The sequence below is a fragment of the Saccharothrix mutabilis subsp. mutabilis genome (genome assembly GCF_039521145.1).
In the GTDB taxonomy this organism is placed as follows: Bacteria; Actinomycetota; Actinomycetes; order Mycobacteriales; family Pseudonocardiaceae; genus Actinosynnema; species Actinosynnema mutabilis.
In genome coordinates this window covers 43,154-67,605 of the sequence record NZ_BAAABU010000015.1, presented here as the reverse complement: position 1 = coordinate 67,605, position 24,452 = coordinate 43,154, and the positions used below count along the sequence as shown (strand labels likewise).

Sequence of the window (24,452 nt, the reverse complement as noted above, 5' to 3'; positions counted from 1 at the left end):
TGGTGGTGGGACGTGTGAGAGGCGGTCGTGGCGAAGCACTTCCGCCGCGGGACCTGCCACACGGTGACGCCGGATCTCTGCGAACAACCATCGAGGAACCGGACTGCGCGAGCGGCACGGCACCGCGTCGGCGTTGGTGGCATGTGCGCAGAGGCGACGCGAAGAGCAGTTGCCGGTGACAGCCTGACCGGCTGACCAACCAGCACGGACGTCGCGGCGAACAGGCAGGGCGAGAATTCCGCTGCGCGCCGGCGCGTGGGCGTTCGTCCGTCAGCAACCGGCATGGTAGGTCGCTCGCCGGGGCGTCGCAGAGCACTGCTGATCGGCGCCGAGACGTTCGGGCTGTCCGGGGTGGTCCGAGACCTCGACTCGATGGATGGGCTGCTGCGGTCCAAGGGGTTCGCCGTCGAGCGCTGCGCAGGACCGGAAGCCACCTACGGCGGCATCCTTTCCGCGTTCGACAGGCTGACGCGCGCAACCGAACCCCGTGACGCCGTGGTGGTCTACTACTCCGGCCACGGCGGCCGTCAGCTGCGGGCCGACTGGGTGCAGCGCAGGGCACGCGGCCAGCCGGCATACATCACCTACCTGGTGCCGATCGACTTCGACGACTCCACCGATGACGACTTCCGCGGTGTGCTGTCCGCCGAGCTCTCGACCGTCCAGGCAAGGCTGACCGAGCGGACGCGCAACGTCACGATGGTCCTCGACTGCTGCTTCGCCGGCGCGATGAGCCGGGAGCCCCTGCTGCGGTCCCGGTCGCTGGAGCGCGTGGTGCCCGTGAGAGCGTTGCTCGACCGGGACGCCTCCCTCGGGGACGTCGCCGAACGGGTGAATCCGCACGCGGTCCGGCTCGTGGCCGCCGAACCCGATCAGGTCGCGTGGGAGGGGCCCGGTCGAGGAGGGCGACGCTGCGGCCTGTTCACCGACGTCCTGGTCGGTGTGCTGGAGGACGTCGACGATCGACGGATCTCGTGGCGGCGTGTGCTGCACCGCGTCCGACAAGACATGCGGCAACGGGCGCTGGGACAGCGCCCCGCTGTCAAGGGACCGTCGGCCCGGCACCCCTTCTCCCTCGACGAGGAACCGGCGTCCGGTGCGTTCCCGGTGTCCCGACGTGGCGGGAGGCTGGTGGTCGAAGCCGGGCGACTGCTCGGCCTGCACGAAGGCGACCGGCTCCAGCTCGTCGCCTCGGAGACCACCGCGGCGGGCCAGGACGCGGTGGTGGCCGCGTTCACCGGGGTCGACGCGGTGCTCCAGGCGAGCGGTCCGGCGGACGACGCGGTGTCCGCCCGTGTCGTGACCAGCGCTCGCCCTTTCACCGTCCACGTGGACGACCGGCTCGGGTCGGACCTGCGGCGGCTGGTGACCGAGTCCCCGCAGCTCGCACTCGTCGACACCGCGGCCGAGGCGGCCTTCACCCTCACCGTCGGTTCCGACGGCCTTGAGATCCGCAACGCCGGCGGACGGACGCTCCACACCACCGTCCCCGGATCGGTCGAGCGCGTGCGGCACGTGCTCGACGGGCTCGTCCACGCCGAACGCGTCCGCGCACTGGCCGACGTCGCGGAGGAGCCGCCGGTGGTGGCGTTGCGTCTTCTTCGTTGCGTCGACGGCGTGGGCGTGGACGTGCCCGACGGCACCGCGTTCCACCCGGGTGACCGGCTGGCGGTCCGGCTGGCCAACCTGTCGCCGTTCCGGCTCTACACCTGGCTCTTCGACATCGGCGTGAACGGCCGCGTCACCCTGCTCACCAATGACCAGCCGGACGGCAGGCCGCTGATGCTGGCCGGCGCACCCGACGACGTCCACACGGTCGGTGGACGCCGGGGGATGGTGTTGTCGTGGCCCTCGGACGCGCCGCGGTCCGGCCCGCGGCGGGAGACCCTGCTGGTCCTCGCGGCGTACCGGCCGGTGGACCTGTCGGTCCTGGAGAGCACCTCCGGCCCGGTCTCGAACCTCCGTGAGGTCGCGGTGCACGACACGCTGCCCGTCGGGTTCCGCGCGGCCAGGATCGACTTCCCGCTGCACCCCGCCGGCAGTCCGGAGGTGACCCGGTGATCAGGCACGAGAAGTGGTTGGAGCTGCTCACGGCGGTGGTGTGGCGGGCCAACGAGGACCTCGGGGCGCTGGGCGGTGGGCCCGGTCTCGTGCGTGCTGTGACCGAACTGGTCACCGCGCCCGACGCCGAGTCGAAAGTCGCGCTCGTGGAGCGCAACCCCCTGCTGCGCACCGACGAGGCGGAGTGGCTCGTCGCGCGGTGCGTCGCGCTGGTCCACGCGCAGCGGTCGAGGGACGTCTTCGCCGACGGCAAGGTCGGCGCGTACCTGCGCGGCGCGCTGGGCTTGGTGGAGGCCGTCCGGGCCGGGGAACTGGACGCGGACCTGGTCCGCCGGATCCAGGGCGGGCAGCCGCTCCCCACTCCGGATGACGACGATCCCCGCGTGATCGAACAGCACGGACGACGGCTGCTCGACGACGGCAGGCTGGACGCGGCGGAAGCCGCCCTGTTCCGAGCGGTGACGGCCGCCCGAGCCGCCGGCCGGCCCGACGTGGAGGGTGACGCCGAGATCGCGCTCTTCAAGGTCTGGATGCGCACCGGGCACGGGGTCGGTGAGCAGCGGACCGCGCAGCCGTCCGAGCAGTGGGCGTTGATGCTTGCGCACGCCAGGGCGGCCGAAGCCGCCTACCGCGCGGCCGACGACGAGCGGGGCGTGCAGAACGCGCTCGTCGCCCAGCTCACCGTCCTGGTCGACCACAACCACTGGACAGCGGCCGGCGAGGTGTTGACCAGTCTGGAAGTCGCCAACGAACCTGTCGCGCGGTGGTGGCACCAGTACGTCGAGGCCATGAGCGCCCGGGAGGTCGAAACGCTCATCGAGCGCCTCCGGTGGTGCCGGGACTCCGCCGACCTGCTGGGCGGGCAGGCCGAGTTCTACCGGCGGATGTGCGAGGGCAAGCTCGCGGCCCTGGAGTTCCGACCGGGCGACGTCGTGCCCGACCAGACGCCCGCGCTCGCCGCGGTCACCCTCCTCGGCGAGGTCGGTGTCCGGGACGAGGAGGGCGGGCGTGCCGTCATCGCGCGCGGTGAGGCCTTGGTGCGGGAGGCCGAGAAGCTCCGCCGCCGCAACCGGACTCAGCGCGTCCAGCGGCAACTGTCCGGCCAATACGCCGGAACCTACCGGCTGCACGCGCGCAACCTCGATCGGCTGGTCGGCGGCGAACAGGCGGTCGACGTCATCCAGGCGGCCACCAGCCGGGCGCTGGTCGCCCAGTTGTGGTCGCACGAGCTGTGGGCCGACGCGCTCGCGCACCCGTGGTCGCGCGCTGAGCCGCGGCCGACCGCGCTGGAGGAGTGCCTCGGCCGGTACCTGGCCGATCGCAGCGTCGGCAACCGCAGTGTGCTCATGGCGGCGTTCGGCCGGGAGCGCGTGCGGCGTGAACGGCAGGAACTGGCGCTGACCGACGACGACCGGACGGCGCCGATCATCAGCGGTCCGCTGCCGACGGGCAGACTGCGCTCGCTGCTGCGAGAAGACGATCGCGTCGTCGTCTACGGCGGCACCGGCGTGATCTACCTGATTACGCACGACGACACTCGGAAGATCGCCACGTTCGAGCCGGAGGAGATGGGTGACCTCGTCGAGGAGGTCCTGCCCACCCTGACGGGGACGCAGCCGCCGGCAGCGGAGGACCGCCGGTTGGAGGAACGCGTCGTCGACCCGCTCCGCGAACACCTCCGAGCGGGCTCTCGCGTCTTCCTGGTCCCCATGGGCGACCTGTGGCGGGTACCGCTGGAACACCTCGGCGCCGCCCCGCTCGGCGACTCCCACGCGGTGAGCTGCGTGCCCAACCTGACCCTGCTGGGGCACGTGCTGGCGGCACCACGCCTGAAACGGCTGATACCGCGCTTCGTCGGGTTCGGGGACCCCGACGGAAGCCTGCCCCACGCACGGCACGAACTGCGTGGGGCAGCGGAGTTCTTCGTCGACACCATGGTTCGCGTCGGCGACGACCTGGAGTTCAACCCCGTGGTCGCCAACATGGCCGACGCCGACGTCCTCCACCTGGCTTGCCACGGCCTGGCCTTCCCCGAGCACCCCGACTTCGCCGCCCTGCACCTGGCCGGGCCGATCCACCGACCGCAGGTGCTCTGGTACGCGGACCTGGCACGGCTGCGGCTCAACGCCAGGCTCGTGGTCCTCGCCTCGTGCCACGCGGGCACCGGGCGGGTCCTGCCCGGCGAGGAGTACGTCGGGTTCCCGGGCGCGTTCCTCGCCGCGGGCGCCCGTGCCGTCGTCGCCCCGCTGTGGGCCGTCGACGACCGGGTGACCGCGGCGTTCATGGACCACTTCCACCGCGCCTTCGCCCACACCGGGGACAGCGCCGCGGCGCTGCGCGACGCACGGAGCCGGCTCCGGTCCGACCCGCTCACCGCCGATCCCCGCCACTGGGCGGGCTTCCGGATCTTCGGTGCCCCGTGACCGGACCGGACCGCGACCTCCAGCCGCCCGAGCCCGCACGCCCGGGACCCGACCGTGCCGTGGAACTGGTCATCGGGTGGGACCTCGAGCACCTCTACCAGCACTACGCCGGGACGCTCACGTTCCTGACCCGGGGCATCCACTCCCACCAGGTCGACGAGCTGGCCGAGAAGGGACGCCGGCTGACCAACCACCTGGCCGACCTCGGGATGCGTCCCGACCGCCTTGAGGTCTTGAACCTCGCGATCCGGCGGCTGACGCGCAAGGGCGATCACCGCCTCGCCGACCTCGACAAGTGGATGGCAGGTCAGCAGGACGTCGCCCAGCGGTTGGACGCGTTCATCGGGGACGTCCGCGCGCTCCTGCCGCGCATCCGGCGCCGCTACTACGACCTCGGAGTCATGCTCAACCAGCTCGCGTACTACGCCGCCATGATCAGGAACTCCACGCTCAACCCGGGCACGTTCATCGAACTTCCCGGCGCCGTTCTCGACCGCCACCGCGCGGAACTGCTCAGGGTGGCCGGTGTGCTGATCATGTTCACCGTGGACGCGTCCGGCGACCGCGCCCCCGATCCCGAACACGCCGCTCTGGACGAGCACCTCCTCCGCTTCGCGTTGTGGCTGGCCGACTGGCGGCGGCGGGCGACCGACCCGGACGAGCCCTTCTTCGACCGGCTCGCCGACCTCACCCAGCATGTCGGCCGGTACCGGGTGACCGGCCGCTACATGTACGAGGTCGAGCTGCCTCGACGCGGTGCGCCGACCGCGACGGCGGAACCCCCGGCGACACCGCTCGGTGTTCCCCGCCCGGACACCCGGGTGCAGGCGCTCCTGACCGCCTGGCACGCCGTCAGGCGGTACATGGCGGACGACCTCCATGCCGCCGTCGACAAGGTGGTCGGACTGCTGGACCGCAGCCGCTACGTCGTGGGACCCGCGCATCCCGTCACCCTGGAGATCCAGGTCGACCTCGCTTACGCCTACGCGGCTGCCGGCCATCGCCACCAGGCCGTGGCGATGTGCTGGGACGCGCTGGCCACTGCCGAGCACTACTACCGACGGGGCCACGCCACGACGTACAAGATCCTCGCGGAGACCTACGGGTTCCTGCGGTTCGCCGACCCCGACGCCGCGCGAACGCTCTACGACGACGGGCTGCGGCGACTCGTCGAGATGCCCCGGGAGAGCGTTCCGCCGGACCTTCGTGATGTGCGGGCGTACATAGTCGAGCGCATCGGCCACGGCGGGAACCCCGGTCGAAGCGGCCGACTACCGTGACCCCTGCGGTCAACGTGGAGATCCGCGTGGTCGCTCGGAGCCGAAGGCCTCCGCGCGCGGTGCTCGGGCACACCGCCGACTCCTGTCCGGTGATACCGGCAGTCAGCCTTCGTTCGGGCGGCGCCGGTCGAAGCCCCGGCCGTCCGCCGGCACCCGGAGGTCTGCCGGACGGCTGTGGCGGAGGTCTTCCCCGAACTCGACGAGACGTTCGACCCTTCGTAGAGACACCGACCGCTGAACAGCCGCGCATCAGGTGTGCGTACAACATCACCCGATCGGGCCGTCCCCGCGCCGTAACCGACGGTGAGCCGGGCGCGACTGAAGAGAAGATGGACGGGACGAAGATGGTCGCCCTCAGCGCACCGCGCACTGCCGCGAGACTGCGCCGCACCGCGGGTTCGTCAGCGGCGCTGCGGGCCGAGGTGGCCGCGTGGTTGGCACAACGACGAGCCGATCGGCGGTTCCGGCGTTTCACCGCGCACTTCGACGCTCTCGAAGCCGTGCTCCTGCGCATGCTCGACCGCCTCGACGCCGAACTGGCCGACCCGCCGCCCGACCCGGGCCAGTGCTACGAGCGGTGCCGGTGGCTGGATGGGCGACTCGCCGTGGTGCGCCGCCTGTTCGACTGGTACGCGGTCAAGTACGACCAGCGGCTGGACGACCACCCGCACGCCGTTTTGATGCGCGCGGCGGACGAGGTCGTGCGCGGCTGTTGGCAGGCGGCATTCGTCGTCGCCGGCGTCACCCCGCCGACCGGTCCCGTGTGCTTCCTCGACACCGGCACCGACGGCCATTCGGTGCGGCGGTGCTCGGTGCCGGCCGACTTCCGCGTCCCCGAGGACGACCCGCTGGCCGAGTTCGTCGCGCGCCTGCCCGTGCCGGTGGTCGCGCTGCCGGAGGTCGCCGCCCGGGAGCCGTGGTGGCTGGTGGTCGCGGCGCACGAGACCGGGCACCACGTCCAGCACGACCTCGACCTCGTAACCGCCACCGTGGACGCCGTGCGCGACGCCGCACCCGCCGACCTCCAGCGCGAGTGGCGGACGTGGAGCGGTGAGGTGTTCGCCGACGTGTTCTCCGTGCTCATGGTGGGTGGCGCCGCGGCGTGGGCGGTCGAGGAGTTGCAATTCGGGTCGCCGGACCACCTGCTGCGGCCGGTGGGGCCGTACCCTCCCCCGGTGGTGCGCTCCGCCGTGCTCGGCGAGGTGCTCATCGGCATGGGAACGCCGGCGGCCGGGGTCGACGCGGCGCGGGAGTGGCTCACCGGGCGGACCGGCCCGCTGCGGGACCGGGCGCTGAGGCACTTGGCCGCGGTGTCCGACGTCGTCTCCGCACTATTGGGGATTCCCCTGGGAGAGAAGGCACTACGCTCGTTGGTGGACCGGGATGTCCTGTCGCACACCAGCCGCGTCGAGAGGTGGGCCGAGCAGTTGGGCCGAGTCAAGCCCGTGATCACGCCGCTGGACACCCGTGCCGCACCCCGTGTGCTGTTGGCCGCCGCTGTGCACCGGCACCGCACGACCGACGACGCCGACCCCCCTCTGTCGGGGCGCAACCTGGTGGCTGCGCTGACCCGCAGCGGTGCGCCCGGACTCCTGGCCGGTACCCCGGACCGTGATCTCGGCGGATTGGCCGACGACTTGGCCGACCTGCTGCTGGGCGGCGCTTGATGCCGTTACCGCGGGTGGTGTTGGACCTCGCGCCCACGGCCGACGCGGGCGGCTGGTCGGTGCGGGTTCGGGGCGCCGGCGTCGAGGCCGAGTACCTCCTGCCCGCACAACGGATCGGCGCGGGGGTGCGGGCGCAGTGGGTACCCGCTTCGACGATGCCCGCCCAGGACTTGGCGGACCTGCTCGACCGGGTCGCCACACGGTCCACTCAGGACGGTGACGTGCGCCGCTACGGCCGCTGGCTGTTCGACGGGCTGCTGGGCCCGGTGTGGGAACGGGTCCGCACCGCGCCCGCCGTCCTCGCCGCCCGCGGTGTGGAACTGGCGTTGCGCTGGCCGGTGGACCAGTCCGACCTGCACCGCCTGGTTTGGGAGGCCGTGCACGACGACCGGGGGCCGTTGGCGGGCGACCCCGACCTGCTGGTGGCGATCACACGTGTCGTGCCGGTCTCCACGGCCGCCGTCGAGACGATCGAGCGCACCCCGCGCGTGCTGTTCGCCGTCGGCGGGTCGTTGGTCGACGAGGTGATCCGCCCCGGCGCCATGTTCATGGGACTGCTGCGCGGGTTCGACGCGCGGGGCGTGTGCTCGGCCAAGGCGGCGCACACGGTGTCGTTGCGCAGCCTCACCGACCACTGCGCCCGGTTCCGCCCCGACCTGGTGCACCTCGTGGCGCACGGCGAGACGGTCGACGGTCGGGGCAGCATCGTGCTCGGCGAGGACGAACAGGTCACCGCGGACAAGCTGGCGCCCGCGCTCACCGCCGCCCACCGGCCGCTCGCCGTGGTGCTCAGCGCCTGCGGCAGCGGGTCGTCCTCGGCGGCCGGCGGCGGCCCCCTCGCGGCGGAACTGGTGGAGCAAGGCATCCCCATCGTTTCCGCCGTGTCCGGCGAGGTCAGCGAGCAGGCCTGCCGCCTCTACACGCGCCGACTGGTGGAAGCGATCAGCGACGGGACCCCGTTGCCGGTGGCGGCGGCCAAAGGCCGGCGGGCGGCGCTGCTGGACTCGACCAGCCCGCGCGACCAGCTCGACTGGGCGATGCCGTCGCTGTTCGTGGCCGAGTCGGTTCCCTCGTCGTTCCGCCCGGTCGACGCGGGCGCCCGCCGGATCGTGGACGTCGCCGACAGCCTGAAGCTGCGCGAGTGGCCGCTGTTCATCGGCCGCACCAGCATCCTGGACCTGGTGGACGACCTGTTCGCGTCCGACGCCAACCGCAGGCTCTCGGTGATCGGCGCGGTGGGCGACGACATCTCCGGCCTCGGTGGCACGCGCCTGCTGCGCGAGATGGGCTACCTGCTGCTGTTGCGCGGGCACCTGCCGCTGCTGCTGGGCCCGTTCGACCCCACGACGACCAAACCGAACGACCTGCGGGCGATGCTGCTCGCCCTGCTGGACTGCGTCGGCCTGCTCGCCACCGAACTGGACATCACCCTGCCCCGGTTCAGGCTCCTCGAGCCCCACTACACCACCGCCGCCGACGACCCGTACGGGTCGCGCCTCGCGTTCCAGGAGGCCAAAGCGGGATTCGGCGCGCTGTCCGCCCCCTTGGACCGGGGCGTTGCCACGACGATGCTGGCCGCCGACCTCGGTGCCCTGGCGACCGCCGCGCGCGGACTGCCCGAGCCGTTCGGCGCGCACACCAGCGTTGTGCTGCTGGGCGACGAGATCCACCGGTGGGGCGTGCTCCCCGAGTTGCTCGACCACCTGAGGTCGTTCGGCCGCAACGGTTTCGGCGGGCATGGTTCGCCGGTGCCGATGGTGTTCACCGCCTCCACCGGGGTGCCCAGCGGCGCGGCGGTCAAGTCGTTCTGCGAGCGGATGGCGAACATGCCCGGTTATGTGTTCCCCAAGTTGGGGCCGCTCCCGGTGGACGAGGCCGTCATCGGTTTCCAATGGGTGCTGCTCAACCCGTCGTCGCCGCGCGGTGGTGACGACGCCACGGTCTACGCGGCCCGTCCCGACGCCCGGTACGACGTCTTGGCGCAGTCCTTCGACATCTTCGACGGCAGGCCGACCGTGGTGCGCGATCCGGTGCTGTACAAGGTGGCGAGGCTGCTGGAGAGCGTCGAGGTGTTCGTGACCGGTGACGACGAGGCGGCGTGGTCGCGGTACGAGGAGCGCTACTCGTGAACGCGGGCGGCTTGGGCGAGCAGTTGCGCACAGGCCTTGCCCGGTTGAACCGCGAGGCTCACGCGGACTCGTTCGGCCGTTTCGACGCACGCACGCTGTGCCGGGCGAGCCTGGTGCCGCGGTGGAACGCCGACCTGGCGGCCGATCTGGGGCTCGTGCCCGCCCCGGGCTTCGACGACCTGGTGTCCCGCCTGGAGGCGGCCGGGCTGGTCGAGCGCGGCATCGACCCGGAAGGCGGGGACCGCTCCGGCGCACCGCACGAGGCGTTCTGGGTGCGCGCCCGGCGCCGGCGGGAAGTCGGCGATCACGTGCGGAAGCGGCTCGGCGGGGCGGTGGTGCGGCAGGAGTACGAGCGGCTGTGCGACCTGATCCGCGGTCGGTGGACCGGTAACGACCAGCTCCGTCGCTGGCTGGAGGTGCGGGAATTCCGCGACGACCCGTCCGGCAAGCTGCTCATGGACCGCGTGGACGCGTTGCTCGGCGCGGGAGACCTGTCCGGCGCGGCGGAGACCGTGGCCACGGCGCGGCTGGTGGGCGACGTCCTCGGTGGCGCGCTGGAAGGCGCGGTCAAACGGGCGCAGTGGCGGCTGGACCGCGAGTACCGGACCGCCGACGACCTGGACCACCTGCGCGGCTACTTCCGGCGGGCCGGCATCGAGGCGGCGATCCACCGGCTGGTGGCCGCCGACGACGACCAGCGCTGGGCGCTGCACCTGATGGGCGACGCGGGCGTGGGCAAGACGATGGTGCTGCGCTACCTGGCATCCGGGCGGCTCGCGGAGGACTTCGGTCTGGACCCGTTCCCGGTCGCCCGGGTCGACTTCGACCACCTCGACCCGCGCTACCCCGAGCAGCGGCCGGTCGAGCTGCTGGTGGCGCTGACCGACCAACTGCTGGGGTTCGCGCCGTCACGCGCGGCCGAGCAGTACCACCGTCGGGTGCACGACACCGCGGACGCCCTGCACGAGGAGCTGGCGAAGCCGGACCCGGACAAGCAGCGCGCCCGAACTCTGGTCACGGGTGCGGTGGAGCGGTTCGCGCGACTGGTTGAGGAGTTGGGCAGCACGGTCGTGCTGGTGCTCGACACCTGCGAGGAGCTGGCGAAGCTGTACGCGCCCGGGGTGAGCGCGCCCGCCATCGACCGCACCTTCGACCTGTTGGAGCAGTTGCACGACCGGGTGCCCCGCGTTCGAGTGGTGTTCGCGGGCAGGCGTTGGCTGGTTCCGCCGGACTCCCGCGCTTACGGTGGACCCAAGCTCCTCCCGCGCCCGTACGTGGACGTCCTGCGCGTCGCGGGGTTCACCGCGGAGGAAGCGGTGCGGTTCCTGGACTCCCGGGCGGTGCCCGAGGGCTTGCGGGCCGCGTTGCTGGAGCGGTCGGCGGTGCGCGGCACCGACCGCTACAACCCGTTCGAACTGGAGAGCTACTGCGCCTGGGCGCGCAGCGACCCCGACCTGGTGGCCGAAGACCTCCTCGACGCGCCCGGCGACCCCTACGTCGAGCGCCGGATCGTGGCTCGCATCCAGGACCCGGGTGTGTTCGCGGCGCTGCCGGTCGCGGTCGCGCTGGGCAGGTTCGACCGGGTCCTCATCACGCCGACCCTGCGCCGGATGGGAGTGGACCCCGGATCGGCGTTCGACGGGCTCGCCGCGCAGGAGTGGGTGACCGTCGTGCGCCTCGGCCCGGACGGACGGCCGCTGGTCGTGGAGGTGGACGAGCACCTGCGCGACCGGATGCGCAAGGTGCTCGCGTCCAAGGAGATCGGCGCGCCGCTGGACGAACGTCGGCTGGGTCGTGACGCGGCGGCGGTGGTGTCGGGCAGCCACCGGCTGTCCGAGGTCGTGGCGGAGACCGTGGAGGCCGCGATGCGGCTGCTGCCGCCCGACGAGGCCGCCGCCCTGTGGGAGGACGTCGAGCGCCGGGTGACCGAGCGGGACGACTGGGGATGGGCGGTGCAGGTCACGGCCCGGGTCAGCGTGGTCGAGGCGGAGCGCCCCTCCCCCGGTCCTACCGTCCTGGCGGCCGTGCTCGCCACCCAGGCCGCGGCGCGTCTGCACACCGGGCAGCCACAGGGCTTGGTCGAGCTGTGGACGGAAGTCCAGCGCACCGCGCACCGCCACCCGGACCCGGAGCTGCGCGAAGTGCTCGCGCTGCGGGGCGAGTTGGGCCGGACGGCGGCCGGCGCGCCGATCGACCACGACGACTGGAGGGTGCTGGCGGCTCGTGCCAGAGCGCGCCCGGAGGTCGCCGACTCGCTGCTGGCCGCCGCCGAGACGATGTGCGTCGACCTGCCGGTCCCGCCCGGCCTCTACCTCACCTTGGCTGAACTCGCTGGACACCCGGAGCCCACGATCGCCGCGGCGGCGTCGATCCTGTTCGACGGGGTGCTGATGCGGCGTGGGACGCACCAGCCGCGAGCGTCACGGCTGGCCCTGTCCCGCCTGGAGGCCGCCCGCGAGCCCGCCAAGCACCGCGACTGGGTGGCGCCGGCCGGTCTGCTCGACCGGGCACGACTCATGCGGGTGCTCGACGCGCTCTACGGTGGCACCGCGCTCGATGAGGCGGTGTGGACCTCGTGGCGACGGGACGCGCTCCCACGACGCGCCGACGACATCGACGCCGACCGCTTGGTCGCCGCCACCATCGACTACGAGTTGTGCCACCGGGTCGTTCCCCTCGCGGAACTCCCCCTGGAGCTCGAGCACCACTCCTGGCCGGCCACCGAGTGGCTCCACCACCGCCTCGCCCGTCCACTCGTGCTGGCGGTGGCCGACGCGCTGAGCGCCGCCAACGAGCCCGAGGCGGCGGTGGAACTGCTCGCCGAGCACAAGGAGCAGGCCGTCGCCGGCGGCACCGACGCGCGCGTGGTGGAGTCGTGTGACTTGGCTCTGCTGCGCCTGTGCCGCAGGCACCGCCGGACCGACTGGGCGCCGGTGTTGCGACTGGCTTACGAGGGTTCACCACGGGTCCGGGACGAGGCGTGGCTGGTGCGACGGTTGGTCGACGACGCCGAACCCGACCGTGAGCCGCTCAGCGACTACGGGTATTGGCGGTGCGTCCCCGACTCCGTCCCACCGGAGACCGAATGGCACCCCGCCGACCACCTCGACGTGTGGGAGACCGAATCACTGGCCACCGACTCGGTGACCCACGACCTCCTACCCGACACGCCTCGCGCGCGTGCCGTCGCCGCACTGCTGGCGAGCGACGTGCGCGGACTGGCCTCGCCCAAGCTGGGAGTCACCCTCGCCCAGGTCGCCGTCGACGAGTACACCGCCGTCGGCGACAGATCCGCCACGGGCCACGCGATCGCGAACCAGGCCGCGATAGCGAATCAGGGCGTGTCTGTGTTCCAAACCGACCGGGACCTGACCTCAACCTGGAACGACCGCTTCGACTCGACGAACGTCTCCACGATCACCAGGCAGCTGTTCTGGGCTCGCCTCGCCGAGCTGGCGCGGATCGACGCCCTCATGGTGGCCGCCATGATCGTCCTGGTGCTGCTGGCCGTGGTCCTGGTGCTGTTCCCCCAGTGGTGGCTGGTCCTGGTGCCGGCGGGGGTCGCGCTCGGCGCCGGCGCCGTGGCGTTGCGGGGCTTGGGCGACCGGCAGCTGACGCCGGTCGACGTCGTGCGTGTCGGCGGCAGCCGGCACCGCCGGATCACCATCGAGGCCGAGCGGAGCCTGCTGGCCGCCGAGATGGACGGCCGCAGGCAGCGCCGCCTCCGGGTGATCGCGAACCACCGCAGGTGGCGCCCGCGCGACGAGTACCCGCTCGACCCGGCAGCCGCGCCGGGCGCGGTCGCGGCCACCTCGGTCCCGATGCGCGGCGTCCGCCGCGAGGGCACGTACCACGCGATCGGTCTCAAGGTCGAACGCGGGCTGCGGGGCTGGGGGTGGGAGCAGTGGCTGGGCCGGGCGCGCAACCGGTACGGGACGAACCCGCTGGTGTTCCGCGTCCACGACGGCGTCCTGCCGAAGAGTTCCTTCGGCGCGACCGTGTTCCGCGGTCCTTGGCACCTGCGACCGGCGAGGTCGCACGACATCCCCGAACTCGATCTCCGCTTGCTGCACCTGGTCGGCACGCCCGTCGACACCTCAGCGGGCACGTACTTCCGCGTCGAAGCGGGCTCCGGCACGTCCAGCGCGCGTACCGGGGACCGCGAGGTCCTGATCGACATCGAGCGGATGGCGACCAGGCCGACGAAGACGTTGGTCCTCCAAGCCGAGCCCGTCGACTCGGATCCCCTGCCGCTGGACACCAACCGCGCCGACTTCATCCGCTGCGCGACGGCCGCCGTGGACGCCGGGGTCGACACGGTCCTGGTCGTGCCACCGCTGACCGACCGCCTGGCCACTCGCGTCATCGCCCGGATCTGGGACACCGTCGGCCATCCCGAGGCGTCGACCAGGGACGTCCTGCTCATGCTCGCGGAACTGCGAAGCCTGGTCGCCGAGCACGAGGCGCCGGGACGGGGCCCGCGCGCGAGTCTCGACCTGATGCTCTTCCACGCCACGTTCGACCGACAGGAGACCCGGTGACCGCCATCGCCGACCGCGTCCGGGACTGGTTCACGGCCAACTCCGAGCACATCACGGCCCGGTTCCTGCCCGACCCCGACGGGCGGCCCGCCGTGCCGGGCGACGGCTACGTCCGGCTGTGGCTCGCCGAGGGGTTCCTGGCCAAGCGCGTGAGCTGGGGCAAGGAGTACTTCCCCACCCTGCACGGCGGCGTCACGCTGACGTTCCAGGGCAGCGAGAGCACACCGTTCACCCGCTTCACCCGACCCGACGCGGCGCAGACCGCGCCAGGCGTCTACCTGGACTACCCGATGACGACCCTCGTGCCGTACGCGGGTGGGCCGGTGGAGGTCGAGGCCGCGCTGTACCGGGCGTCCACCGGCGGTCCGCTGGAGACCGCCGTGACCATCGCCGGAAGCCTGGCGTCGCTGATCGGACCGCCGTTGTCGACGGCGGCCGTGGTCGCGGAGAAGGTGTCCTCCGGCTTGGACTCGGTGCTGGCCGACACCGATCCGGTGCTCGGCGTGCACTGGACCATGGGGTCGGAAGGCGGCGGCGGACACGTGCTGCGGCCGGGGCACCTCGCGGTGGTGAACACCCCGCCGGGCGCCTTGTCCGACTCCCTGCGAATCGTGGAGGGCCGGTTGCACGGTCCCACCGGTCAGCTGACCGGCGTCGACTACCTCGTGCTGCGGGTGGAGTGCCGCGAACAGACCGACAACTGGCGGTTCCCCGAGCTGGAGCGCCTGCGCCGCGAAGCGGGCTCCGCCTACCACCAGGGGCTGACCGAGACTTACCAGCAGTTGCGCCGGCAAGCCGTTGTCCTGGTGCTGAACTCGCCCGACTTGACCGAGGTCGACGCCCTGCGGGTGGCGAAGTACGTGCAGGACGCCATCGACCGCGTGGCCGTGCTGGGCGTGAACTCCCCCGACGAGGACGACCTGGACCCGATCCCGACGCACCGCCTGCCCGGCAGGGAGGACGTCGAGACGTTGTCGGCGAACGACCTCCTCTGCGGCTGAGGATCACCCCGCCGGTCGCACTTGCCATGATCGAGCGGTCCCGCGTCACACGAACCGCTTCCGTGGCGATGTTCCTCGTGCGGGACCACCGGAGGAGGAACTTGGACGCGACTGGAACGGATGCACCCCGGAGCGTGCGGCAACGCCCGCGGCCGGGCTCCCGCCCGCGGTGGAAGTTCGGCGGATGACGTTCGAGGACCTGGACCTCCTCCGCAGGAGCCACCCGGCCTGGCGGCTGCTGCGCGCGGACAACGCGCCGTTCGTCCTCGCCTTCCTCGGACGTGTGTTCATCGAGGAGAACACCCGGTCCATCAGCGGGGAAGAGCTGGTCAGCCGACTCGACGACGAGCTGTACCTGCTCAACAACAGGCTCGGTGAGGGGACGTTCCCCAAACGAGCCAAGGCGTACCTGGATGACTGGTCCGCGCCGGACGCCGGCTAGCCGGAGACCTACAGATCCTGGAGCCCGCCGCACAACGCGACAGGTACCAGCAGTTCGCCGCGACGGCGTGGTCCCTGCTGGCGGACTTCCGCGAGGTCGAGGACAACTTCCGCGGCCTCGACCGCAAGCTACGGGCCAAGATCACGGCATGGGACGGGTCCAAGGGCGACCTGCTGGACGAAGTGCTCGGCGACCGCAACTCCATCACCGCGTCGGACCAGGGACGCACCTTCCAGGCGTTCTTCGACTTCCTCCTCTCGCCCGACCGCCAAGCGGAGTTCGTCGACCTCCTCGACCGCGTGCAGCGGCTCGACGCGATCGGCGAGCCCGACAGGCGCCTGCTCCACGTGCACCACTCCTGGCTCGAGGCCGGTGAACGGGCGCAGGCCACCGTCCGACTCCTGTCCGAGCAGCTCCGCCGCTTCCTCGACGACCAGGTGTGGCTGGAGAACCGGCGGGTGATGGACATCCTGCGCGAGATCGAGACCACCGCGGTCGCCTTGCGGGACGTGGTGGACCCCGACGTCACCTGCTGGATCGACGGCACGGCCCCGGTGGTCGTCCTCCCGATGGAGCGCCCCCTCTACAGCCCGATCGACAAGGTGCCGCTGGACAGCGACGACATCGTGGAGGCGGACGACGAACTCGACCCGACGGCGTTGTTCGACCAGGTCTTCATCGACGAGGAAGCGCTGTGCCGGAAGGTGCGCGCCGAGCTGAGCCGCTCACGCCAGGTCGGACTGGTCGAGGTCGTCGGGCGCTACCCCCTGGAGCAAGGCCTGGCGGAACTGATCGCCTACCTGTCCCTGGAAGACCCCGCGTTCCACGTCGTGTTCGACGAGTCGACGCACGAGCACGTCGAGTGGCTCGACGGTGCGGAGATCGCACGGCGGGCCCGCATCCCCCGGGTCACCTACACCAGGTCCGACACGAACCCGGAGGTGTCATGACCGCCCCACTGCCGACCGACCTCGCCCTCTCCCAGGCGGTCACCCAACTCATGAAGGGCGTCGTGTACCGGGACACCCACGAGAAGGCGTGGCGCGCGCTCCTCCAGGTCCAGGCCGCCGCGCGCGACTACGTCCGCGTCCTGGGGCTGGTCGTCGTGATCGACGAATCCGAGGGCTATGCCTTCCTCCGTTCCCGCCCGGACCTCGACGAGGGGGAGAACGCGTCCATCCCCAGGTTGATCCCGCGGCGCGCGCTTTCGTTCCACGTCAGCCTGCTGCTGGCGCTCCTGCGCAAGAAACTGGCCGAGGCCGACGCACGCAACAGCGACACCAAGCTGGTGCTGACCCGGGACCAGCTGATCGAGATGATCCGCCTGTTCCTGCCCGAGTCCACCAACGACGCCCGGCTGGTCGACCAGATCGAGACGAACATCGTCAAGGTCACCGAGCTCGGTTTCCTGCGCAAGTTCAAGGACCAGAACGCCTACGAGGTGCGCCGGATCGTGAAGGCGTTCGTCGACGGGCAGTGGCTCGCGGAGTTCAACGAGCGCCTGGCCGAGTACGTGGCCCAGTTGAACGGGGAGCGCGCATGACCGACCGCGCGGGCTTCCGGCTCGACCGCTTGGAGGTGCTCAACTGGGGGACGTTCAACCACCGCGTCTGGTCCTTCGCCCTCGGCGGGGACAACGCCCTGCTCACCGGCGACATCGGTTCAGGGAAGTCGACGCTCGTCGACGCCGTCACCACGCTGCTCCTACCGTCGCACCGGATCTCCTACAACAAGGCCGCGGGTGCGGAGACCAGGGAACGAGATCTGCGCTCGTACGTGCTCGGCTATTACAAGTCCGAGCGCCACGAAGCCACCGGGACCAGCCGACCGGTCGCCTTGCGAGGCAGGGACAAGTACTCGGTGATCCTCGGCGCCTTCGCGGACGAGGCCTTGGGCTCGACCGTCACGCTCGCCCAGGTGTTCTGGTTCACCGGTGTCGACCAGGGACAGCCGGAGCGCTTCTTCGTCAGCGCCGACCAGCCGCTCTCGATCGCCGGCGACTTCGCCGACTTCGGCGGTGACGTCGCCGCTCTCAAACGTCGGCTGCGCAAAGCCGGCGTGCAGGTGTTCGAACGCTACCCGGCCTACGGCAAGGACTTCCAGCGCAGGATGGGCATCGACTCTGCTCAGGCGATGGAGCTGTTCCACCAGACTGTGTCGATGAAGTCGGTCGGGAACCTGAACGACTTCGTCCGGAGCCACATGCTCGAACCGTTCGACGCGGCGTCGTGGACCACGAAGATGGTGGAGCACTTCGACGACCTCACCAGGGCTCACGAAGCCGTCCGCAAGGCCAAGGACCAACTTGAGGAGCTGGGCCCGCTGCTGAAGGACTGCGACCACTACGCGCAGCTCGGTCGGGACGCGGAGTCGGTGCGGCGCCGTCAGGAGGCGTTGCGCTACTTCTTCGCGGACCGCAAGGCCACCTTGTTCCTGTTGAACCAGGCGGAATTGCGGGAGCGCCTCGACGATCACGAACTGCGCCAGTCGACGCTGGCCAACGAGGTGGAGGTGCTGCGCGAGCGGGAGTCCGACCTGAAGATCGAACGAGCGGGCAAAGGTGGTGACAGGCTCGGCGAGATCGAGCGGGAGATCACCCAGCACGAAAACGCCCGCGTGACCAGGCAGAAGCGTGCGGACCGACACGGTGCCCTGCTGGCGGACGTGGGCCTCGCTCCGGTGGAGAGCGCGCACGACTTCGCCGAGCGGTCGCGGCAGATCGCCGACCTTCGAAAGCAGTTGGGCGACAACAGTGAAGCCCTGCAGAACCGGCTGACCGACATCGGCGTCGAACTGCGCACGACCGGAGACCGGGCCAACGAGATCAACGCGGAAATCCTCAGCCTTCGCAACAGGCCCAGCAACATCCCGAAGGGCCACACCGACCTGAGACAGCGCCTGTGCCGGGAGTTGCGCCTGCCGGAGGGCGACTTCCCCTTCGCGGGCGAGTTGATCCAGGTCCGCTCGACCCAGCTCGACTGGGAGGGTGCCGCGGAACGCGTGCTCCACGCCTTCGGCGTCTCACTTCTCGTGGCCGAGGGCCACTACCGGGAGGTGTCGGACTGGATCGACGCCAACCACCTCGGTGCCCGCCTGGTGTACTTCCGCGTGCCGATGTCGGCGGTCGCGCGCCCGGTCGACCTGTTCGACCGGGCGCTCTACACCAAGCTTGAACTCAAGCAGTCGCCGTTCCAGGCGTGGCTCGACGGTGAGCTGAGGCACCGGGCGAACTTCGCGTGCGTCGAGTCGATGGCCGAGTTCCGCCGCGCGCCTCGGGCGGTGACCAGGGCGGGCCAGATCAAGAGCGGCCAGGGCAGGCACGAGAAGGACGACCGGTCGCGCATCGATGACCGCCGCTTCTACGTCCTCGGTTGGAGCAACGAGAGCAAGGTCGAGGCGCTTCTCAAGGACGCCGGCAAGGTCAACGAAGCGTTGGACGGCCTGCGGCGCGAAAAGGAGCAGGTCCAGGGGGCGCTCGCGGCGGCGAACAGGTCGCGTGAGGTGCTGGTGGTGCTCGGTGCGGTCACCTCCTTCGAGGACATCGACTGGCAGTCGTCGGTCAACCGGATCGAGATGCTCAAAAAGCGGAAGCGGCAGATCGAACAGGCCTCGGACGAACTGACGAGGATCACGACCGAGCTGAAGACCGTGTGGGATGACATCAAGGCGAAGGAAACCGCACACACGGAGGTCACGACCGAGATCGGCAAGGTCAAGCAGGCGCTGACGACCGCCCGGACCGGCTTGGAGAACGCGGAGAGGATCCTCGGTGAGGAGCAGTGCGAACAGGCCCGCGCGGAGTTCGACACCCTCGCCGCACGCGCCGCGGCACACCCGCTGGACACACCGGAGGCGTGTGACACATGTCGCGACGTCCTCACCCGCGAACTGGCGAATGAAGGTGAACGTCTGACGCGTCGGCAACGCGACGCGGGCAACAGGGCTATCGTCCGGATGACGGCGTTCCGCAAGCGGTACCCGCTGGAGACCAGTGAGATGGACGACAGCATGGAGTCGGCACCGTCGTACCAGGAGCTGCACGACCGACTCGTCCACGACGACCTGCCGCGGTTCGAGGAGGACTTCAAAACCTCCCTCAACACCAACGCCATCAACGAGATCGCCCAATTCGACTCGAAGCTGCGGATGGAGGGCGAGGTCATCAAGGAGCGGGTCGACACCATCAACAAGTCGCTCCACGACATCGACTACAACGCCGGCCGCTACATCCGCCTGGAGGCCCAGGAAACCGTCAACGTGGAGGTGCGCGACTTCAAGCGGGACATGCGGGCGTGCACCACCGACGCCCTCGGCGACGACCAGTCGGAGCAGTACTCGGAGCGGAAGTTCCTCCAGGTAAAAGCCATCATCGAGCGCTTCGCGGGTCGGGAGGGGTTCACCGAAGTCGACCGGGCGTGGACCCGTCGCGTGACGGACGTGCGCAACTGGTTCACCTTCGCCGCCTCCGAGCGGTGGCGTGAGGACGACGTCGAGCACGAGAACTACACGGACTCCGGTGGCAAGTCGGGCGGGCAGAAGGAGAAGCTCGCCTACACCATCCTGGCGGCGTCGCTGGCCTACCAGTTCAAGCTCGACTGGAGCGCGAGCCGGTCCAGGACGTTCCGCTTCGTCGTCATCGACGAGGCGTTCGGCCGCGGTTCGGACGAGTCGACCCGGTTCGCGCTGGGGCTGTTCGCCCGCCTCGGCCTGCAACTGCTCATCGTGACACCCCTGCAGAAGATCCACGTGATCGAACCTCACGTGCGGGCGGTCGGGTTCGTGGACAACAAGAACGGCTCGTCGTCCCGGCTCCAGACCTTGACCATCGAGGAATACCGGGAGCGGCAGACCACCCACGCCCTCAGGACGCGGGAATGAACTGGACCACGAAGGCCGACGTGCTCACGAAACTGCGCAAACGCTGGACCTCGGGCGAGTTCCTGACCGCGTTCGCGGGCGATCGCGGGTGGGAGCCCCTCCACATCCCCCTCCGGGCACCTCAGGCGCGTGACATCGGCGCGAACTTCGCCGCGGTCAGAGAGTGGGTACGTGCCTGGCGTGCCGAGGGCGACTCCCCGCTCCGCGTGGAGTTCGGCCCGGTCGGTGGCCGGTTGATCGGCGTCAACGAACTCCCCAGGCGCGTCTGGATCGACGACTACCCCAGCCTGTGGGCGGTCCTCGGCGTGACCGCGGAGGTCGACCGGTTCATGCGCCACGTGGAGCACACCCGTGCCGTCGCACCACGCCTGGTCGACTGGGTGATCAGCCACCCTCACACCGTCCTGGCGTTCACCGACGAGACGTGGCGCGCGGTGGTGGACACGGTGCTGTGGATCGACGCCCTGGCTGACCGAGCGGTGTACGTCCGGCAGGTCGATGTTCCCGGCGTGGACACCAAGTTCATCGAGGCGAACCGGTCGGTCATCGCCGCACTCCTGGATCTCCAGTTGGACGAATCGCGCGTGGACCGCCGGTACCCGGCCGCCAAGTTCGCCGCTCGGTACGGATTCCTCCGCAAACCGCGCTACGTCCGCTACCGGTGGCTCACCCCGGCCCGGACAACCTCCGGCTTCTCCGAACTCACGGTCCGGGCCGACGAATTGCTGCCGCTCGCCGTGTCCAGGGTGTTCGTCGTGGAGAACGAGATCACCTATCTCGCTTTCCCGGAGGTCGAGGACGCCATCGCCATCTTCGGCGGCGGTTACGCCGTCACCTCGCTCGACGAGGTGACCTGGCTGCGCGGCCTGCCACTGGTGTACTGGGGCGACCTCGACACGCACGGATTCGCTATCCTCGACGCCCTGCGCCGCCGGTTCCCCAACGCCGAGTCGATGCTCATGGACCGCGCCACGCTCCTGGACCACGAATCCCACTGGGCGCGGGAGGACAAACCGGTCAACAGTGTGCTGCCCGCACTCACGCCGGCCGAGGCGGCGCTGTACCGAGACCTGGTCGAAGGCACCTTCGGCGAGTCGGTGCGACTGGAGCAGGAACGCATCCGCTACTCGGCGATCAGCGCCGCACTCGGCGCGCTGGGATCAGGACATGCGGACCGCAGCCACCAGGTGCACGATGTTGACCCGCAACCGCTCGGCGAATTGGGCGACTTCCGTCGGTGAGGGGTCCAGCGGGTGCTGACTCGTCGCCGTCGGAAGGCCGTCTGCGCCTTCGAGCAGCAACAAGATGAGAGTCGCGCCATCGTGCAGCAGGAGCACAGGATCGGTGCCGAGGGCGTCACTGTAGGCAAGGTAGAGGGGGAACGCGTTCGCATGCGCCTCGCCTTTGGCACGCTGTACCGCCCGAGCCGGCATGTGCAACGTGGCCCACCGGGTGTGGCCGTCGCCGTTCCACTCCTCCTGCCGCTGCCACCCGTGCCAGGTCCCGCTGGAGAGGTTCCGCGCGGTTCCGTCGCATGCTTGACCACCAGGGCGGTGCCGGTAACGCGTCCGGTGGCCAGGCGGGTCCGGTCGCGGACCGCGTCGCGCAGCCGCTGAGCCACACGGGCGACGAGCTGCGTGCACGGTCCGCGCACGTCAGGGTAAGCCGAGAGCAAGCACCCTGGGCGTCGCCGCAACATCCAGGACAGGCCTCACCTGTGGACAGGCGGAATAATTCGCCGTATCGTTGCCGGAATGAGCGGGCTGTTCGCGGTCGGAACCGCCAACCCTGATCTCCTGGTGGCCGCACGCGAAGCCCTTGGCTGGACCCAGCGGCAGTTGGCGGACGAGCTGACCCGCCTGTCCGGCGCTGATCCGAAGATCAGCCAGGGTTACGTCTCCCGAGCCGAGAAGGGCGCGTTGACGGTCGCCGGCGAGCGGCTTGAACTCTTCGCCAGCGCCCTGGAGGCGACGCCGGACCTGTTGGTCAGCGACGCGAAGCTGTGGTCGCTCGGCGAGGGGTGCCTCTACCACCGCAACCGCGCGTCGACGAAGGCGTCGACGTTGCGCAGGCTGCATGCCCGGATCAACCTGTTGCGGCTGTACCTGCAACGGCTGGCTTCCCACTCGCCGTTCGCCCTTCGAGACTTCACGCTCATCCCGATGCAGGTCGGCGGGATGGACGGGCCCGACGACGCCGCACGGGCGCTGAGGCGGAACTTGAACCTGCCCCCCGGCCCGATCGAGTCGGTCACAACCGTCGCCGAACAGGTCGGCGCGTTGGTGGTGCCCATGTCGCTGGGCGGTCGCGAGGTCGACGCGACGAGCCTGCACCCTCCAGGTGAGGCGCCAGTGTTCGTGGTCAACACCGACGCGCCCCCCGAACGGCAGCGCTTCACCTTGGCACACGAGATCGGGCACATCGCGTGCGCGCCGGCACCCGACATGGACGCGGAGGAGATGGCGCAGCAGTTCGCCGGCGAGCTGCTGGCGCCCGCCGCGCAGGTGAGGGCGGACCTCACCGCAGCGCCGATCACGCCCGCGCGACTGCTCCAGCTCAAGACGCGGTGGCGGATCTCAGCCGCTGCGCTGCTGCGCCGCGCTGTCGACCTCGCCGTGATCTCCGATTCCCGCTACCGGACCCTGAACACCCAGATGTCTGCGCTCGGGTGGCGGACGGGCGAGCCCGAGCCCTTGGTGCCCGATGCCCCGACGGTCGTTCCCGCGCTTGTCACAGCAGCGATCAGCGCGGCGGGCGGGGTGGCCGGAGCCGCAGCGAAGGCCGGCACGACCGCGACCAACTTCCGCTCGCTGCTCGGCGATGTGATGGGGGAGCCACGATGACCGAACTCCAGGACGGGAACCCCTCCAGCTTCAACGCCGGGGCGACGATCGCGCTGGCCAGGCTCGCGGACCTGCCTTCACCCGAGCGCCCCGCCGGTCGCGCCGGCGCCCTGTTGAACCGGGTGCTGGTCTACGCCCGTCCGCAGCAGGTGCCGGCCCTCCTGCCCCACCTCGACAACGACCGCGGTGGCTTCGTCATGGCCGGGGCAAAGGCCAGGGAGCGAGTGGGCAAGCTGGTGGCGGAGGGGTTCACCGGTCCGTTGCTGATCGACCCAGCAGCCTACGAGACCCACGTCGCCACGCCCCGGGAGCCGTTCTGGTTACCGGAGAACCAGCTGCTGCCGATGACCTTGGACGACCTGCTCGACCAGCAGATCGCCGCGGGCGCTGTCGCCGCGATCACCTCGACCAAGTTCATCACCGCGGGCGACACCGACTCGCTGAAAGCCGCGGCGAGACAGGTCAAGCAGCTCGGCCGGGACGACGTGATCCTCCTCGCGCCGCTGGACATCTCGTTGCTGGGCAAACGCTACATCCGCCAGACCACCGCGATCCTTGCCGATGTCGGGAGCCCGGTCGCACTCGTGCTGGGCAAGCAGTTCGACCCGCTGGACCAAGCTCCGGCGCAGGTCATCCCGAACCTCCGCGTGCTCGCCGCGACCGTGCCGCTCATGCCGGTCCGAACCGACTTCAACGCCTTCGACCTGGTCGCCCACGGCGCCTTCGCCGCCGCGATCGGCACCGGGGGCTCGCTCCGGCACGCGGTCGAACCGCCCCAGAAGGCCAAAGCGTACCGCCAAGATCCCTCCCCCAGCGTCCTGGTGCCGGAACTGCTGTGCTGGTGGAAGGGCTCCAAACTCGCCGAACTGTTCGGCGCGCGACCCAGGCTGGGCATCCGCTGCCCCTGTGCCGTCTGCGACACGCAACTGCTGACGCGGTTCCTCCAGCGGACCGATCAGAACGAGGCCATGTCGCACGCGGTCAGCGTCTGGTCGGGGTACGCCCGCGACATGCTCGCGGCCCCGAGCCTGCGATTGCGGGCCCGTTACTGGCGCAGGCTGTGCCAGAACGCCCTGGACCACCACAAGATCATCGCGGCGCAGCTGAAGAAGGCCAAGCCGCTCAAGCCGCAGAAGCCGTTGGAGGTCTGGGCGAAGCTGCCCCTGTGGCCGTCCGACGCGGAGTGA

General features: G+C 70.7%; 14 protein-coding genes. All 14 read left to right on the top strand.

What is annotated here, in order from left to right; genetic code table 11:
* The first annotated feature begins 282 nt into the window (after positions 1–282).
* The 14 genes from ABD126_RS26665 (at position 283) to ABD126_RS26600 (ending at position 24,452) form a co-directional block, all read left to right on the top strand.
* Positions 283–2,061: a caspase family protein gene (locus ABD126_RS26665; protein WP_343936682.1), complete on the top strand. Its 1,779-nt coding sequence runs from the start codon at positions 283–285 to the stop codon at positions 2,059–2,061.
* Positions 2,058–4,484 carry a CHAT domain-containing protein gene (locus ABD126_RS26660; protein ID WP_343936681.1) on the top strand — a complete coding sequence of 809 codons (2,427 nt, stop codon included), beginning with the start codon at positions 2,058–2,060 and terminating at the stop codon, positions 4,482–4,484. Before ABD126_RS26665 ends, ABD126_RS26660 begins: the two co-directional genes overlap by 4 nt.
* A complete protein-coding gene (locus ABD126_RS26655) occupies positions 4,481–5,764 on the top strand; it encodes a hypothetical protein (RefSeq protein WP_343936680.1) in 1,284 nt (427 codons plus the stop codon). Before ABD126_RS26660 ends, ABD126_RS26655 begins: the two co-directional genes overlap by 4 nt.
* Positions 5,765–6,093: 329 nt before the next feature.
* Positions 6,094–7,431 (top strand): hypothetical protein, encoded by a 1,338-nt coding sequence (locus ABD126_RS26650; RefSeq protein ID WP_343936679.1) that lies wholly within the window; start codon positions 6,094–6,096, stop codon positions 7,429–7,431.
* 14 nt (positions 7,432–7,445) lie between these two features.
* A complete protein-coding gene (locus ABD126_RS26645) occupies positions 7,446–9,560 on the top strand; it encodes a CHAT domain-containing protein (protein ID WP_343936678.1) in 2,115 nt (704 codons plus the stop codon).
* Positions 9,557–14,101 carry an ATP-binding protein gene (locus ABD126_RS26640; RefSeq protein ID WP_343936677.1) on the top strand — a complete coding sequence of 1,515 codons (4,545 nt, stop codon included), beginning with the start codon at positions 9,557–9,559 and terminating at the stop codon, positions 14,099–14,101. The genes ABD126_RS26645 and ABD126_RS26640 overlap by 4 nt, the downstream gene beginning before the upstream one ends.
* Positions 14,098–15,102, top strand: a complete 1,005-nt coding sequence (locus ABD126_RS26635; protein ID WP_343936676.1) for a hypothetical protein — start codon at positions 14,098–14,100, stop codon at positions 15,100–15,102. Before ABD126_RS26640 ends, ABD126_RS26635 begins: the two co-directional genes overlap by 4 nt.
* Positions 15,103–15,286: 184 nt before the next feature.
* A complete protein-coding gene (locus ABD126_RS26630) occupies positions 15,287–15,544 on the top strand; it encodes a DUF3375 family protein (RefSeq protein ID WP_343936675.1) in 258 nt (85 codons plus the stop codon).
* A complete protein-coding gene (locus tag ABD126_RS26625) occupies positions 15,520–16,494 on the top strand; it encodes a DUF3375 family protein (RefSeq protein WP_343936780.1) in 975 nt (324 codons plus the stop codon). The genes ABD126_RS26630 and ABD126_RS26625 overlap by 25 nt, the downstream gene beginning before the upstream one ends.
* A complete protein-coding gene (locus ABD126_RS26620; RefSeq protein WP_343936674.1) occupies positions 16,491–17,087 on the top strand; it encodes a DUF4194 domain-containing protein in 597 nt (198 codons plus the stop codon). Before ABD126_RS26625 ends, ABD126_RS26620 begins: the two co-directional genes overlap by 4 nt.
* Positions 17,084–20,422 (top strand): ATP-binding protein, encoded by a 3,339-nt coding sequence (locus ABD126_RS26615; RefSeq protein WP_343936673.1) that lies wholly within the window; start codon positions 17,084–17,086, stop codon positions 20,420–20,422. Before ABD126_RS26620 ends, ABD126_RS26615 begins: the two co-directional genes overlap by 4 nt.
* Positions 20,419–21,663, top strand: coding sequence for a Wadjet anti-phage system protein JetD domain-containing protein (locus ABD126_RS26610; protein ID WP_343936672.1), 1,245 nt, complete (start codon positions 20,419–20,421; stop codon positions 21,661–21,663). Before ABD126_RS26615 ends, ABD126_RS26610 begins: the two co-directional genes overlap by 4 nt.
* A gap of 513 nt (positions 21,664–22,176) precedes the next feature.
* Positions 22,177–23,265, top strand: a complete 1,089-nt coding sequence (locus ABD126_RS26605) for a helix-turn-helix domain-containing protein (RefSeq protein ID WP_343936671.1) — start codon at positions 22,177–22,179, stop codon at positions 23,263–23,265.
* Positions 23,262–24,452, top strand: a complete 1,191-nt coding sequence (locus tag ABD126_RS26600) for a hypothetical protein (protein WP_343936670.1) — start codon at positions 23,262–23,264, stop codon at positions 24,450–24,452. Before ABD126_RS26605 ends, ABD126_RS26600 begins: the two co-directional genes overlap by 4 nt.